This is a genomic window from Nonomuraea sp. NPDC050383 (assembly GCF_044459125.1).
GTDB lineage: Bacteria > Actinomycetota > Actinomycetes > Streptosporangiales > Streptosporangiaceae > Nonomuraea.
Genome location: NZ_JBITIP010000003.1, coordinates 13774 through 27420 on the forward strand (window position 1 = coordinate 13774; position 13647 = coordinate 27420).

The 13647-nt window shown below is 71.1% G+C and carries 14 protein-coding genes; 9 read left to right on the plus strand and 5 right to left on the minus strand.

Annotated elements, in window-relative coordinates:
- From ACIBG4_RS08310 to ACIBG4_RS08330, 5 genes are all read left to right on the plus strand, one after another.
- On the plus strand, window positions 1-1806 hold the full coding sequence (locus ACIBG4_RS08310; protein WP_397201255.1) for an acyl-CoA dehydrogenase: 1806 nt from the start codon (window positions 1-3) through the stop codon (window positions 1804-1806).
- Window positions 1807-1885: 79 nt separating this feature from the next.
- Window positions 1886-2824: an MBL fold metallo-hydrolase gene (locus ACIBG4_RS08315; RefSeq protein ID WP_397201256.1), complete on the plus strand. Its 939-nt coding sequence runs from the start codon at window positions 1886-1888 to the stop codon at window positions 2822-2824.
- A gap of 65 nt (window positions 2825-2889) precedes the next feature.
- Entirely contained in the window at window positions 2890-3114 is a 225-nt protein-coding gene (locus tag ACIBG4_RS08320) for a DUF6458 family protein (RefSeq protein WP_310717210.1), read from the plus strand.
- A 65-nt stretch (window positions 3115-3179) separates the two neighbouring features.
- A complete protein-coding gene (locus ACIBG4_RS08325) occupies window positions 3180-3713 on the plus strand; it encodes an RNA polymerase sigma factor (protein ID WP_310717212.1) in 534 nt (177 codons plus the stop codon).
- Entirely contained in the window at window positions 3713-4705 is a 993-nt protein-coding gene (locus ACIBG4_RS08330) for a CU044_5270 family protein (protein WP_397201257.1), read from the plus strand. Before ACIBG4_RS08325 ends, ACIBG4_RS08330 begins: the two co-directional genes overlap by 1 nt.
- Here the strand turns inward: ACIBG4_RS08330 and ACIBG4_RS08335 are convergent.
- From ACIBG4_RS08335 to pdhA, 4 genes are all read right to left on the minus strand, one after another.
- A complete protein-coding gene (locus ACIBG4_RS08335) occupies window positions 4695-4988 on the minus strand; it encodes a Dabb family protein (protein WP_397201258.1) in 294 nt (97 codons plus the stop codon). The two genes, ACIBG4_RS08330 and ACIBG4_RS08335, sit on opposite strands and share 11 nt — an antisense overlap.
- Window positions 4989-5071: 83 nt before the next feature.
- On the minus strand, window positions 5072-6571 hold the full coding sequence (locus ACIBG4_RS08340; protein ID WP_397201259.1) for a dihydrolipoamide acetyltransferase family protein: 1500 nt from the start codon (window positions 6569-6571) through the stop codon (window positions 5072-5074).
- 16 nt (window positions 6572-6587) lie between these two features.
- Window positions 6588-7568: an alpha-ketoacid dehydrogenase subunit beta gene (locus ACIBG4_RS08345; protein ID WP_310717222.1), complete on the minus strand. Its 981-nt coding sequence runs from the start codon at window positions 7566-7568 to the stop codon at window positions 6588-6590.
- Window positions 7565-8656 (minus strand): pyruvate dehydrogenase (acetyl-transferring) E1 component subunit alpha, encoded by a 1092-nt coding sequence (gene pdhA / locus ACIBG4_RS08350; RefSeq protein ID WP_355445855.1) that lies wholly within the window; start codon window positions 8654-8656, stop codon window positions 7565-7567. The genes ACIBG4_RS08345 and pdhA overlap by 4 nt, the downstream gene beginning before the upstream one ends.
- Window positions 8657-8880: 224 nt before the next feature.
- Between pdhA and purS the strand changes: the two genes are divergently transcribed.
- The 4 genes from purS (at window position 8881) to purL (ending at window position 12797) form a co-directional block, all read left to right on the plus strand.
- Window positions 8881-9126: a phosphoribosylformylglycinamidine synthase subunit PurS gene (purS, locus tag ACIBG4_RS08355; protein ID WP_310717225.1), complete on the plus strand. Its 246-nt coding sequence runs from the start codon at window positions 8881-8883 to the stop codon at window positions 9124-9126.
- Window positions 9127-9296: 170 nt separating this feature from the next.
- Window positions 9297-9734: an ATP-binding protein gene (locus ACIBG4_RS08360; RefSeq protein ID WP_310717226.1), complete on the plus strand. Its 438-nt coding sequence runs from the start codon at window positions 9297-9299 to the stop codon at window positions 9732-9734.
- 133 nt (window positions 9735-9867) lie between these two features.
- Window positions 9868-10548, plus strand: a complete 681-nt coding sequence (purQ, locus tag ACIBG4_RS08365; protein ID WP_355445861.1) for a phosphoribosylformylglycinamidine synthase subunit PurQ — start codon at window positions 9868-9870, stop codon at window positions 10546-10548.
- On the plus strand, window positions 10545-12797 hold the full coding sequence (purL, locus tag ACIBG4_RS08370; RefSeq protein ID WP_397201260.1) for a phosphoribosylformylglycinamidine synthase subunit PurL: 2253 nt from the start codon (window positions 10545-10547) through the stop codon (window positions 12795-12797). The genes purQ and purL overlap by 4 nt, the downstream gene beginning before the upstream one ends.
- A 55-nt stretch (window positions 12798-12852) precedes the next feature.
- On the opposite strand, the gene ACIBG4_RS08375 is transcribed toward purL, so the two are convergent.
- The gene (locus ACIBG4_RS08375) at window positions 12853-13623 is read right to left on the minus strand and encodes a hypothetical protein (protein ID WP_397201261.1); all 771 of its coding nucleotides are present in this window, start codon (window positions 13621-13623) and stop codon (window positions 12853-12855) included.
- Window positions 13624-13647 lie beyond the last annotated feature (24 nt).

Consider the following 13647-nt stretch of genomic DNA (forward strand, 5'->3'; position numbering starts at 1 on the left):
ATGGGCCACTACAAGAGCAACCTGCGTGACCTCGAGTTCAACCTCTTCGAGGTGTTCGGGCGCGGCGAGATCCTGCGCACCGGCCCGTACGCGGACATGGACGAGGACGTCGCCCGCAGCATCCTCGGCGAGGTCAACAGGCTGGCCACCGGGGTCCTTGCCGAGTCCTTCGAGGAGGGCGACCGCAACCCGCCGGTCTTCGACCCCGAGAACCGCACCGTGAGCGTCCCCGCCGGTTTCAAGAAGTCGTACCAGGCGCTGCTCGACGGAGGCTGGGCGAACCTGGACCTGCCGGAGAGCCTCGGCGGCCCCGGCATCCCCCGCAGCCTCGCCTGGGCCACGGCCGAGATGGTCCTCGGCGCCAACCCCGCCCTCTACATGTACGCCGCCGGCCCCAACTTCGCCTACACCCTGTGGAAGCTCGGCACCCCCGACCAGAAGCGCTTCGCCCAGCTCGCCATCGAGCGGAACTGGGGCGCCACCATGGTCCTCACCGAGCCCGACGCCGGCTCCGACGTCGGCGCCGGCCGCGCCAAAGCGGTCCAGCAGCCCGACGGCACCTGGCACATCGAGGGCGTCAAACGCTTCATCACCAGCGCCGAGCACGACCTGACCGAGAACATCTTCCACCTCGTGCTGGCCCGCCCCGAGGGCCACGGCCCCGGCACCAAGGGCCTGTCCATGTTCCTGGTGCCCAAGTACCACGTGAACCTCGACAACGGCCGGCTGGGCGAGCGCAACGGCGTCTACGTCACCAACGTCGAGAAGAAGATGGGCCTGAAGGTCTCCACCACCTGCGAGCTCACCTTCGGCGACCGGCACCCGGCGATCGGCTGGCTGGTGGGCGACGTCCACGAGGGCATCAAGCAGATGTTCATGGTCATCGAGCACGCCCGCATGATGGTCGGCACCAAGGCCATCGCCACGCTCTCCACCGGCTACCTCAACGCCCTGGAGTACGCCAAGTCCCGCGCGCAGGGCGCCGACCTGACCCGGATGGCCGACAAGTCCGCCCCGCGCGTCACCATCACCCACCACCCCGACGTGCGCCGCGAGCTCATGCTGCAGAAGGCGTACGCCGAAGGCATGCGGGCGCTGGTCCTCTACACCGCGACGTTCCAGGACGCCATCCAGATCGACCCGGACGACCGGCACGCCCAGGCCATGAACGACCTGTTGCTGCCCCTGGTCAAGGGCGTCGGCTCCGAGCGCTCGTACGAGCTGCTGTCCCGCTCCCTGCAGACCCTCGGCGGCTCCGGCTACCTGCAGGACTACCCCATCGAGCAGTACATCCGCGACGCCAAGATCGACTCCCTCTACGAGGGCACGACCGCGATCCAGGGCCTCGACCTGTTCTTCCGCAAGATCCTGCGCAACCAGGGCGCCGCGATCGGCGCGCTGCTCACCGAGATCAACGCCTTCGCCGGCTCCGAGGCGGGCAACGGCCGGCTCAAGGAGGAGCGCGGGCTGCTCGCCGAGGCCGCCGCGGACGTCAAGGCCATGGGCGACACGATGGCCGGCTGGGCGCTCTCCTCGCTGGAGCAGCCGCAGGAGGTCTACAAGGTCGGCCTCAACACCACCCGGTTCCTGCTCTCGCTCGGCGACCTCGTGATCGGCTGGCTGCTGCTGCGCCAGGCCGAGGTGGCGCTGGCCCGCCTGGCGGACGGCGAGGACCCCTTCTACCAGGGCAAGGTGGCCGCGGCCTCGTTCTTCGCCAAGACCGTGCTGCCGCGCCTGGCGGCCGAGCGGCGCGTGCTCGACGGCACCGGCCAGGAGCTCATGGAGCTGCCGGAGGAGGCGTTCTAGCGACGCCCTCTCCCGCGCTTTCCGACGCCCGCTCCGGACTCCGGGGCGGGCGTCCCGCGTCCGGAGGTACGGTCGCCCCATGAGCGCCACCCCTCATGACCATCCCCTCCCGCCGCCGCGCGTCGAAGAGGTCTCCGACGGCGTGTACGCCTACGTCCAGCCGGACGGGAGCTGGTGGATCAACAACACCGGCTTCCTGGCCGGCCGGCGCGGCGTCATCGGGATCGACGCGTGCTCGACCGAGCGTCGCACGCGGGCCTACCGCGAGGCCGTCGCCAGGGTCACCGACCGGCCGGTCACGACCCTGATCAACACCCACCACCACGGCGACCACACCTTCGGCAACTACCTGTTCCCCGAGGCCACGATCGTCGCCCACGAGCGGACCCGCGAGATGGTGCTGGCCGAGGGCATCCCCGCCTACCGCGCCGCCTGGTCGCCCGACGTCGAGTGGGGCGAGCTGGAGGCGGTGGCGCCGTTCCTGACCTACGCCGACGGGGTGACCCTCCACTCCGACGAGCTGCGCTGCGAGGTACGGCACATCGGCACCGCCGCGCACACCACCAACGACTCCTACGTGTGGATCCCGGAGCGCCGCCTGCTGTTCTCCGGCGACCTGCTCTTCAACGGCGGCACGCCGTTCGTGCTGATGGGCTCGGTGGACGGCGCGCTGGAGGCGCTGGACCGGCTGGAGGAGCTGGGGGCGGAGACGATCGTGCCCGGCCACGGCGACGTGTGCGGCCCCGAGGTGATCGGTCGGGTGCGCGGCTACCTGCGCTTCGTCCGGGAGACCGCCGGGCGCGGCCGGGCGGCGGGGCTCACGCCGCTGGAGACCGCCCGCGAGACCGACCTCGGCGAGTGGGCGGAGCTGCTCGACGCCGAGCGGATCGTCGGCAACCTGCACCGCGCCTACGCCGAGCTGGACGGCCTGGCGAGGGGCACCGCCATCGACATCGTCGCGGCCGTCGGCGACATGATCACGCTCAACGGGGGGCGGCCACTCTCCTGCCTCGCCTGAGGGTGTGATCGCCGTTACCCGGGTATGACCGTGGGCGTACGCGCTGTTTGCCGCCGGAGGTCGTCATGGGTGTCGGGGTCAGCATCTTCATCCTCACGCTCGGCGCCATCCTGAAGTTCGCCATCGAGCCGGACGTGTTCGGTGACTCCGTCCACATGGACGTGATCGGCCTCATCTTCATGATCGTGGGCGGGATCGGGATCGTGCTCACCGTCGTGATGGCGCCCCGGCGCGGCCGTACCTCCGACGACCGGCTGATGCACCGCGAGAACCACCCGCCCGAGATCTGACGGAAGGGTCTGCCGGGAGCGGGCAATCACGGTTGTCCATGTTCCCCGGCAAGGGAGACCCTTGCATGACCGCATCGCTCGACGGAGCCGTCGCGGACCCCGAGAGGTTCGCCACCGTCTTCGACGCCCACTACGAGGAGATCCGCCGCTACGTCGGCCGCCGGCTCGACCTCGACATCGCGGAGGATCTGGCGGCCGAGACCTTCCTCGTCGCCTTCCGCCGCCGTCACAGCTTCGACGCGGCCAAGGGCGGCGTCAGGCCCTGGCTGTACGGCATCGCCACGAAGCTCATCGGCCGGCACCGGCGTGCCGAGGTGCGCCGCTACCGGGCGCTGGCCAGATCGGGGCCGCCGCCGGACGACGACGGCCACGACCAGCGGGTCGTGGACCGGATCTCCGCCGGGGTGACCGTGGGGAGACTGTCGGCCGCGCTGGCCGGCCTGTCGCGCGGGGAGCGCGACGTGGTGCTGCTCGTCGCGTACGGCGAGCTCACCTACGACGAGGTGGCCGCGGCGCTCGGCGTCGCCTACGGCACCGTCGCCTCCCGGCTCAGCCGGGCCCGTACCAAGCTGCGCGACTCCCTGGGGGTGGAGGTCTGATGAAGGAGTTCCAGGTCATCGACGACGTCATGCCGGACGTCCCGCCCGCCGACGACGCGCGGACGCTCGCCGTACGGGCGCGGGTGCTCGGCGGGTCCCGGCGGCGGCGTCCGATGCCCCGTTGGTCGTGGGCGGTCGCGGCCGCGACCGTGACGGCCGTCCTGGCCGGCGGCGTCGTGGCGATCCCGCGGCTCGGCGACGGCACCATCCACACGGCGACCCAGCCCGCCGCGGGCGCCGTGCTCGACACCGCGCTCGACCGGCTGGCCGCCCAGCCGCCCGGCAGCGGGGCCCGGTGGCGGCGGGAGACGCTCGAGGTTCAGCTCAGCGCGCCCAAGGGCTCGTACACGGTCGAGCGGCGGATCAAGGACGTGGTGTGGCGCGACGGCTCCACCATCCGGACCGAACGCACCGACCTGGCGGTCAAGCCGCTCACGGCCGCCGACGAGCGGGCGTGGAAGGCGGCGGGCTCGCCCTCGCTCTGCACGGCGAAGAACCGGTGCCGGATAGGCGAGGCGCGGGTCGAGACCCTGCCCGCCGATTCGGTCGGCTACCCGGTCGGGCCGGCGGCGCAGCTGCCCACCGAGCCAGGGGCGCTCAAGGCGCGCCTGTCGAAGACGTTCCCCCAGGGCGCGCCGGAGTCCCAGGAGAGCTTCCTGTGGAACCTGTCCAGGTGGCTCCTCACGGACAAGGAGATCACTCCCGCCACCACGGCCGCGCTCTACCGCATGCTGGCCGCCTTCCCCGGGGTGACGGTGCGGGACGGCGTCACCGACTTCGAGGGGCGGGTGGGCGTCGCGCTGGTGCAGCCGCCGCGCGAGAACGGCATGCAGGAGCTGATCCTCGTGGACCGGGACAGCGGCGCGCTGCTGGGCTTCCAGGAGGTGCTGCGGACAGCGAACCCCGACTACGCCGACATCAAGCCCGGCACGCCGTTCCGATGGGAACTGATCAAGCAGCTCGGTTGGACCGACCAGGTCCCTACAGGCTGAGCTGGACGGCGGCGCGGCACGCCAGGATGGGCTTGATGTACTCGGCGATCAACGCCTGGTGCCCCGGGTCGTCGCGGTAGATCACGTAGTCGTCGAGGTCGTCGAAGTCGGCGACGACGGCGAAGTCGTGGTTGCCGTGGTTGATGCCCGCGTCGGGACCGAAGGCGTAGGCGCGGATCTGCGGGATGGCGGCCGGTAGCTTCTCCAGCTCGGCCGCCACCCTTGCCTTCTGCTCGTCGCTGGCGTCATCGGTCCAGGTGAACAGCACGACATGACGAATCATGCGATCACCCTACCCAGACCCCGCCCGGCGGATGAGCCCGGGCCCGGACGACTCGCGGGGGACGTCCGGGCCCGGCTCTCGGGTCAGCTCCAGGCGAGCATGCGCAGCGGGTCCTCCAGCATCTGACCGACGTCCCGCAGGAACAGCGAGCCCAGCTCGCCGTCCACGATCCGGTGGTCGAACGAGAGCGCCAGCGTCGTGACCTTGCGCACCGCCAGCTCGCCGTCCACCACCCACGGCATGTCCCTGACCTGGCCGAAGGCGAGGATGGCGGACTCGCCCGGGTTGAGGATGGGAGTGCCCGCGTCGATGCCGAACACGCCCACGTTCGTGATCGTGAACGTGCCGCCCGCCATGTCCGCGGGCTGGGCGCGGCCGGCCCTGGCCGTCTCGGCCAGCGCGGTGAGCCGCCCGGCCAGCTCGGGCAGCGACAGCTCGTGGGCGTCCTTGACGTTGGGCACCACGAGGCCGCGCGGGGTGGCGGCGGCGATGCCCAGGTTCACGTAGTGCTTGACCACGATCTCCTGGGCCTGCTCGTCCCAGGACGAGTTGATCATCGGGTGGCGCCTGGCGGCGACGAGCACGGCCTTGGCCACCAGGAGCAGCGGGGAGACCTTGACGTCGGCGAAGTCGGGCAGCTCACGCAGCCGCCGGACCGCCGCCATCGTCTCGGTGACGTCCACCTGGAGGAACTCGGTGACGTGCGGGGCGGTGAAGGCGCTGGCCACCATGGCCTGGGCCGTCATCTTGCGCACGCCCTTGACGGGGATGCGCTCCTCGCGCGGGCCCCGGGCGGCCGTCCAGGAGGTCGCCGTCGCCTCCCCAGCCGGCGCGGCGGGCTGGGCGGAGCCGGCGGCGGCGTGGACGTCGTCGCGGGTGATGGAGCCGTGCGGGCCCGTGCCGGTCAGCGTCGTCAGGTCCACGCCGAGGTCGCGCGCCAGCTTGCGGACGGGCGGCTTGGCGAGCGCCGCGACCCGCGCGGGGACGGCGCGCTGTGCCGGTACGGGGTCCGCCACGACGGGCTCGACGATCGCGGACCGGACCGCGGCCGGCTGGCCCGCGGGGGGCTGACCTGCGGGGGGCTGACCTGCGGGGGGCTGGCCGGTCGGGCGGGACTTGCGGGGGCGGCGCTTGGTGGCGCTGGTCTTGACGCCGTAGCCGACCAGGACCGCCTGCCGCTCCTCCTTGGGGGCGGGGCTGCCGTGGACGCCTGGCTCCACCGCGCCCTCGACCGGCGGACGCGGCACCATGTCGTCGGCCAGTGCCTCACCGACGGCCTGCGTGGGGGCGGCCTGGGTGGGGACGGCCCGGCTGGGAGCGGCCTGGCTGGGAGCGCCGCCCTCCTCGGCCGTGTCGACGGCGATGATGGGCGCGCCCACGTCGACCGTCTGCCCCTCCTCGGCCATCAGGCCGCCGACCACCCCGTCCCAGGGGATCGGCAGCTCGACGATCGACTTGGCCGTCTCGATCTCGACGACGATCTGGTTGACCTTGACCGCGTCGCCTTCCTTGACGTGCCAGCGGACGATCTCCGCCTCGGTCAGCCCTTCGCCGACGTCGGGGAGCTTGAACTCACGTCGCATGAAAACGAGTCCCCTCTCAGTAGCCGAAGGACCGGTCGACGGCGTCGAGCACCCTGTCCAGGTCGGGCAGGTAGTGCTCCTCCAGCTTCGACGGGGGGTACGGCGTGGAGAAGCCGCCGACACGCAGCACCGGAGACTCCAGGTGGTAGAAGCACTGCTCGGTGATCCGGGCCGCCAGCTCCGCGCCGAACCCGCTGTTGACCGGCGCCTCGTGCACCACCACGACCCGGCCCGTGCGGCGGGCGGAGTCCATGACGAGCGGGGCGTCGAGCGGGTTGAGCGAGCGCAGGTCGATGACCTCCAGCGACCGCCCGTCGTCCTGGGCCGCCGCCGCGGCCTCCAGGCACGTCTTGACCATCGGCCCGTACGCGATGAGCGTGGCGTCGGTCCCCGGACGGACGATCCTGCCCTTGTCGAGGGGCGTCCACCAGCCGGTGTCGGCGGTGTCGATGTCGGCCTTCTCCCAGTAGCGGCGCTTGGGCTCGAAGAAGATGACCGGGTCGTCGCAGCGGATGGCCTGCTGGATCATCGCGTACGCGTCGGCCGGGTTGGAGCAGGCGACCACGCGCAGGCCGGCGGTGTGGGTGAAGTACGCCTCGGGCGACTCGCTGTGGTGCTCCACCGCGCCGATGCCGCCGCCGCAGGGGATGCGCACGACCACGGGCAGCTTGATCGCGCCGAGCGAGCGCATCGGCATCTTGGCGAGCTGGGTGATGATCTGGTCGGCCGCCGGGAAGACGAAGCCGTCGAACTGGATCTCGCACACCGGCCGATAGCCGCGCAGCGCGAGGCCGATGGCGGTGCCGATGATGCCCGACTCGGCGAGCGGCGTGTCGATGACCCGGTCCTCGCCGAAGTCCTTCTGCAGGCCGTCGGTGACGCGGAAGACGCCGCCCAGCTTGCCGACGTCCTCGCCCATGATGAGGACCTTGGGGTCGTCCTCCATGGCCTTGCGCATGCCCTCGTTGAGCGCCTTGGACAGGCTCAGGATGCTCATCGCTCGAAGCCCTCCAGGTAGGCGGCGAACTGGGCGCGCTCCTCGTCCATCAGCGGATGGGGCTCCGCGTAGACGTGGTCGAAGATGTCGAGCGGCCCGGGGTCGGGCATGGCCAGGCAGCGCCTGCGCAGGTCGGCGCCCAGCTGGTCGGCCTCCGCCTCGACGGAGTCGATGAACGCCTGGTCGGCCAGCTCGTTCTTGAACAGGTACGACTTGACCCGCTCGATGGGGTCCTTGAGCTTCCACGCCTCCAGCTCGCTGGCGACCCGGTAGCGGGTGGGGTCGTCGGTGGTGGTGTGGGCGCCCATGCGGTACGTGTACGCCTCGATCAGGGTCGGGCCCTGGCCCTCGCGGGCGTTCTTGAGCGCCTGGCGGGTGACCGCGAGGCACGCGAACACGTCGTTGCCGTCGACCCGGATGCCGGGGAAGCCGAAGCCGGAGGCCCGCCGGTAGAGGGGGATGCGGGTCTGCTTCTCCAGCGGCTCGGAGATGGCCCACTGGTTGTTCTGGCAGAAGAACACGATCGGCGCGTTGAAGACGCTGGCCCAGATGAACGACTCGTTGACGTCGCCCTGGGAGGTGGCGCCGTCGCCGAAGTACGCGATGGTGGCCGAGGGCGCGTCGTCGCGCTGGATGCCCATGGCGTAGCCGACCGCGTGCAGCGTCTGGCTGCCGATGACGATCGTGTAGAGGTGGAAGTTGTGCTCCTGGGGGTCCCAGCCTCCGTGGTTCACCCCCCGGAACAGGCCCAGCAGCTTGACCGGGTCGACGTCGCGGCACCAGGCGACGCCGTGCTCCCGGTAGGTCGGGAAGGCCATGTCGGCGTCGGTCAGCGCGCGGCCGGAGCCGATCTGGGCGGCCTCCTGGCCGAGCAGGGAGGCCCAGATGCCGAGCTCGCCCTGGCGTTGCAGGGCGACGGCCTCCAGGTCGATGCGCCGGACGAGCACCAGGTCGCGGTAGAGCGACCTGACCTCTTCGGGCTTGAGGTCGATGTCGTAGTCGGGGTGTTCAACGCGCTCACCCTCCGGGGTGAGGAGCTGGACCAGCTCTGGGGGTGCTGCGGCACCACGAGAGGCGTCGGCGGTCACGTGCCACTCCTGTGCGGTCGGGGCCGATCTGGGCGGGATTGCCACCTCACGCCGGCCTTTTGAGCGTCGGACCATGTGGTGGTGGTTCGTACGCGTGTGGGGACATCGTGGCAGACGTCACAGCCCTCCGCGCAAGCCCCATGCACTTCCCCGTTCCCGTTGTACCGTCTGCCACACGCGCCGGTAGGCTGGCTTTCCCAACCCGCCGTACCAGGAGGAACGCAGTGGCGCGCGTCATCGTAGACGTCATGCTGAAGCCGGAGATTCTCGACCCCCAGGGTCAGGCCGTCGCCCGGGCGCTGCCCCGGCTCGGCTTCTCCGGGGTGTCGGAGGTGCGGCAGGGCAAGCGGTTCGAGATCGAGCTGGACGGCCCGGCCGACGAGACGGCACTGGCGGAGATCCGTAAGATGGCCGAGACCCTGCTCGCCAACACGGTGATCGAGGACTACAGCGTCCGGGTCGACGGCTAGACCTCACATTCGGCGGCTGGATTTCCCCTTGGCGGCTTAAAGCCGGGTTCGGACGTGCCACAATGCCACGGGCGTGTCAACAGTAAATAACAACAGCGTGATTTTGCGGTTAGCCCCGTTTTCACGGGGAAACCTACTCCAGGTGACATTCCGGAGCCCGGAGGAGTCCGGTGGATATTGAGTTCTCGTTGGCGCTGCCCCGGGATGCGATCGGCATACCGATGGTCAGGCGGGTGCTCGGAGACGCGATGCGATCGCTCAGCGTGAGCGAGACCTGCATCTCCGACATGCTGCTCGCCGTCTCCGAGGCGTGCTCCAACGCGGTCCGGCACGGAGGACCGGGCAACCGCTACGAGGTGACCGCGGCGATCGGCTACGGCCGCTGCGACGTCCGCGTGGCCGACAACGGCGGCGGTCTGCCCTCCATGCCGCTGCACTTCCCTCCCTCCGACACGGAGAACGGCCGCGGCCTGCTCATCATGCGCTCCGTGGTCGACGAGATCTCCTTCGGCGTCACCCCCGGCCAGGGCACCACGGTCCACCTGCGCAAGCTGCTCGCCTGGGACGACGAGGCCGAGGTCCGTCCCCGCCAGCTCGCCGCCGTCTGACCCGCCCGCGCGACCCTCCGGCGCGCATGCCCGGCGAGGAACATCCGCTCGCACCCGATAACCTGGTGAGTGCCGCCCCCGTACACCCCGAGCGACGGTGGCGCGCGTGCGCATTCCGAAGGGGACGACTGTCATGAGCGCTGCCCGCGTGGGCGTAGTCACGTTTCCAGGAACTCTCGACGACCAGGACGCCGCCAGAGCCGTTCACCTCGTGGGCGCCCAGGCGGTTCCGCTGTGGCACGCCGACCACGACCTCAAGGGGGTCGACGCGGTGTTCCTGCCGGGCGGCTTCTCCTACGGCGACTACCTCCGCTGCGGCGCCATCTCCCGGTTCGCGCCGCTGATGGACGAGCTCATCCCGGCCGCCCGCGCCGGGCTGCCCGTGCTCGGCACGTGCAACGGCTTCCAGATCCTCTGCGAGGCCCATCTGCTGCCGGGCGCGCTGACCCGCAACGCCTCGCTCCACTACGTCTGCCGCGACCAGCGGCTGCGGGTCGAGCAGACCGGCACGGCGTGGACGTCGGCGTTCGGCCAGGGCCAGGAGATCGTGCTGCCGGTCAAGCACGGCGAGGGCCGCTACGTCGCCTCCGCCGACACGCTCGCCGAGCTGGAGGCCGCCGGCCGGGTGGTCGTGCGCTACATCGGCAACCCCAACGGCGCCATGAACGACATCGCCGGCATCACCAACGAGGCGGGCAACGTGGTCGGCCTCATGCCGCACCCCGAGCACGCGGTCGAGGAGCTGGTCGGCGCCCCGAGCACCGACGGCCTCGGCTTCTTCACCTCCATCCTCAAGAACCTGGTGAACGCATGAGCGCCGACTCCGTCAAGCGAGCCCAGACCACCCCGGACGAGCCGATGCCGTTCGCCGAGCTGGGGATGAAGCAGGACGAGTACGACCGGGTCAAGGAGATCCTGGGCCGCCGTCCCACCGGCTCCGAGCTGGCCATCTACAGCGTCATGTGGTCCGAGCACTGCTCGTACAAGTCGTCCAAGGTGCACCTGCGGCAGTTCGCCACCAAGGCGCCGAAGTCCGACGCGCTGCTCGTCGGCATGGGCGAGAACGCCGGCGTGGTGGACATCGGCGACGGCTGGGCGGCCACGTTCAAGATCGAGTCGCACAACCACCCGTCGTACGTCGAGCCGCACCAGGGCGCGGCCACCGGCGTCGGCGGGATCGTGCGCGACATCATGTCGATGGGCGCCCGCCCGATCGCGGTCATGGACGCCATCCGCTTCGGCGCCGCCGACGCGCCCGACACGCGGCGGGTGCTGCCCGGCGTCGTCGAGGGCATCAGCCACTACGGCAACTGCCTGGGCCTGCCCAACATCGGCGGCGAGGTCGTCTTCGACCCCTGCTACATCGGCAACCCGCTGGTCAACGCGCTCTGCGTGGGCCTGCTGCGCAAGGACCAGATCAAGCTGGCCACCGCGCCCGGCCCCGGCAACAAGGTCGTGCTCTTCGGCGCATCGACCGGCCCCGACGGCATCGGCGGCGCTTCCGTGCTCGCCAGCGCCACGTTCGAGGACGAGTCGCACGCCAAGCGGCCCGCCGTGCAGGTGGGCGACCCCTTCATGGAGAAGCTGCTCATCGAGTGCTGCCTGGAGCTGTACGCGGCCGACGTGGTCGTGGGCATCCAGGACCTCGGCGCGGCCGGCGTCTCCTGCGCCACCACCGAGCTGGCCGCCAAGGGCACCGGCGGCATGCACGTCGACCTCAACCTCGTCCCGCTGCGCGACCCGTCGTTGCGGCCCGAGGAGATCCTGATGAGCGAGTCCCAGGAGCGCATGATGGCCGTCGTGCGCCCCGACGACATCGCGGCGTTCATGGCGATCTGCGGGAAGTGGGACGTGCCGGCCACCGTCATCGGCGAGGTCACCGACACCGGCCGTCTGGTGATGACCTGGGACGGCGAGGTCATCGTGGACATCCCGCCGGGCACCGCCGCCGACGACGGCCCCGTCTACGAGCGCCCCTTCCACGAGCCCGCCGGGCAGGCCGCGCTCAACGCCGACGTCCCCGACCGGCTGGAGCGCCCCGCCGACCTGCGGGAGACGTTGCTGCGGCTGCTCGGCTCGCCCAACCTGGCGTCCAAGGAGTGGGTGACCTCCCAGTACGACCGGTACGTCCGCTCCAACACCGTGCTGGCCCAGCCCGCCGACGCCGGCATGCTGCGCGTGTCCGAGGTGATGGCCGGGGCGGAGCCGACGACCCGGGGCATCGCGCTCGCCACCGACGGCAACGGCCGCTACGCCAAGCTCGACCCGTACGCGGGGGCGCAGCTCGCGCTGGCCGAGGCGTACCGCAACGTCGCCGTGACCGGCGCCCAGCCGCTCGCGGTGACCAACTGCCTCAACTTCGGCTCGCCGGAGGACCCCGAGGTCATGTGGCAGTTCGCCGAGGCCGTGCGCGGTCTGGCCGACGCGTGCCGCACCCTGGGCGTCCCGGTGACCGGCGGCAACGTCTCCTTCTACAACCAGACCGGCTCCACGCCCATCCACCCGACTCCGGTCGTGGGCGTGCTCGGCGTGATCGACGACGTGGCCAGGCGCGTGCCGTCCGGCTTCACCGCCGAGGGGCTGCGCGTCGCGCTGCTCGGCGAGACGCGCGAGGAGTTCGGCGGGTCGGAGTGGGCGCACGTCGTCCACGACCACCTCGGCGGGCTGCCGCCGCAGGCCGACCTGGAGGCCGAGCAGGCGCTCGCCGTCGTGCTGGTCGAGGCCGCCCGGCGCGGGCTCCTGGAGGGCTCCCACGACCTGTCCGACGGCGGCCTGGCGATCGCGCTGGCCGAGGCGTGCCTCGCCCGGGGCGTCGGCGCCACCGTGACGCTGAACGACGACCCGTTCACCGGGCTGTTCAGCGAGTCGGCGGCGCGGGCGCTGGTGGCGGTCCGGCCGGAGGCGTTCGAGGAGTTCGCCGCACTCTGCGCCGGGCACGATGTGCCCTGCTACGGGCTGGGTGTCACCGGCGGTGAGTCGCTGGTGGTCGAGGGCGTGCTGGAGGTGCCGGTCTCCGAGCTGCGCGAGACCCACACGGGCACGCTGCCGGCTCTGTTCGGCTGACGTTTCGCGAGGTGGAGGGCCGGTACGGTGCGCCGTACCGGCCCTTCTTCGTGTTTCAGGACTTCTTGAGGCAGACGACGTAGACGGTGCCGGCCTTGCCTGCGCCGGAGCTCTGCATCTCCTGCGCGCCCGCCGCGCTTCTGCCTTCCTTGACGACGCTCACCGACCAGGCATTGCCGCTGGGCATGCTGGACAGGACCGTGTAGGAGGGGTTGACGGAGAAGCCACCGCCGGTCAGCAAGTCATCGTTGTCGCACGAGGCGGAGCCGGACGTGCCGGAGATGGAGCTGTCGTTGGTGTAGCTGGTGTAGGTGGCGCCGCCCTTGCCGGGCTTGCCGTCCTTACCGTCGACGCCGTCCTTACCGTCCTTACCGTTCTCACCGTTCTTTCCTGGGAGGCCGGGCTTGCCGTCCTCACCGTTCTTGCCGTCCTTACCGGGAAGGCCGTCCTTGCCGTTCTCCCCGTCCTTACCGTTGACGCCGTCCTTGCCGTCCTTGCCGTTGACCCCGTTCTTGCCGGGCAGGCCCTGCGGGCCGCGCGGGCCCTGGGGGCCGGTGTCGCCCTTGGGGCCCTGGGCGCCGGTGTCGCCCTTCGTGCCCTCCGAGATCGTGGTGGTCGACGTGCCGCCGCCGATCACCATCCGGATCTCGGTCCTGCGGCACGGCGTGGAGGCGTTGACGATGCGGGCGTACCGCGACTTCTTGTTGACGCACGCGTACACCTCGCCGCTGGACGAGGCGGTGGCGACTCCACCGACGGCGAGGAGCGACAGGGCGAGCGCTCCGACAGTGGCGAGTGTGAGCGTGCGCCCACCGCGAACCTTCATAGCCACGGCTTTCCTTCCCAAGGC

Excerpts from the sequence above, each read along its gene's own strand:
- ACIBG4_RS08345 (WP_310717222.1), bottom strand. The coding sequence starts at position 7,568 with ATGAGCATCCTGAGCCTGTCCAAGGCGCTCAACGAGGGCATGCGCAAG.
- ACIBG4_RS08375 (WP_397201261.1), bottom strand. The coding sequence starts at position 13,623 with ATGAAGGTTCGCGGTGGGCGCACGCTCACACTCGCCACTGTCGGAGCG.
- ACIBG4_RS08315 (WP_397201256.1), top strand. The coding sequence starts at position 1,886 with ATGAGCGCCACCCCTCATGACCATCCCCTCCCGCCGCCGCGCGTCGAA.
- ACIBG4_RS08320 (WP_310717210.1), top strand. The coding sequence starts at position 2,890 with ATGGGTGTCGGGGTCAGCATCTTCATCCTCACGCTCGGCGCCATCCTG.
- ACIBG4_RS08340 (WP_397201259.1), bottom strand. The coding sequence starts at position 6,571 with ATGCGACGTGAGTTCAAGCTCCCCGACGTCGGCGAAGGGCTGACCGAG.
- ACIBG4_RS08310 (WP_397201255.1), top strand. The coding sequence starts at position 1 with ATGGGCCACTACAAGAGCAACCTGCGTGACCTCGAGTTCAACCTCTTC.
- ACIBG4_RS08325 (WP_310717212.1), top strand. The coding sequence starts at position 3,180 with ATGACCGCATCGCTCGACGGAGCCGTCGCGGACCCCGAGAGGTTCGCC.
- ACIBG4_RS08335 (WP_397201258.1), bottom strand. The coding sequence starts at position 4,988 with ATGATTCGTCATGTCGTGCTGTTCACCTGGACCGATGACGCCAGCGAC.
- purQ (WP_355445861.1), top strand. The coding sequence starts at position 9,868 with ATGAGCGCTGCCCGCGTGGGCGTAGTCACGTTTCCAGGAACTCTCGAC.
- ACIBG4_RS08330 (WP_397201257.1), top strand. The coding sequence starts at position 3,713 with ATGAAGGAGTTCCAGGTCATCGACGACGTCATGCCGGACGTCCCGCCC.
- purL (WP_397201260.1), top strand. The coding sequence starts at position 10,545 with ATGAGCGCCGACTCCGTCAAGCGAGCCCAGACCACCCCGGACGAGCCG.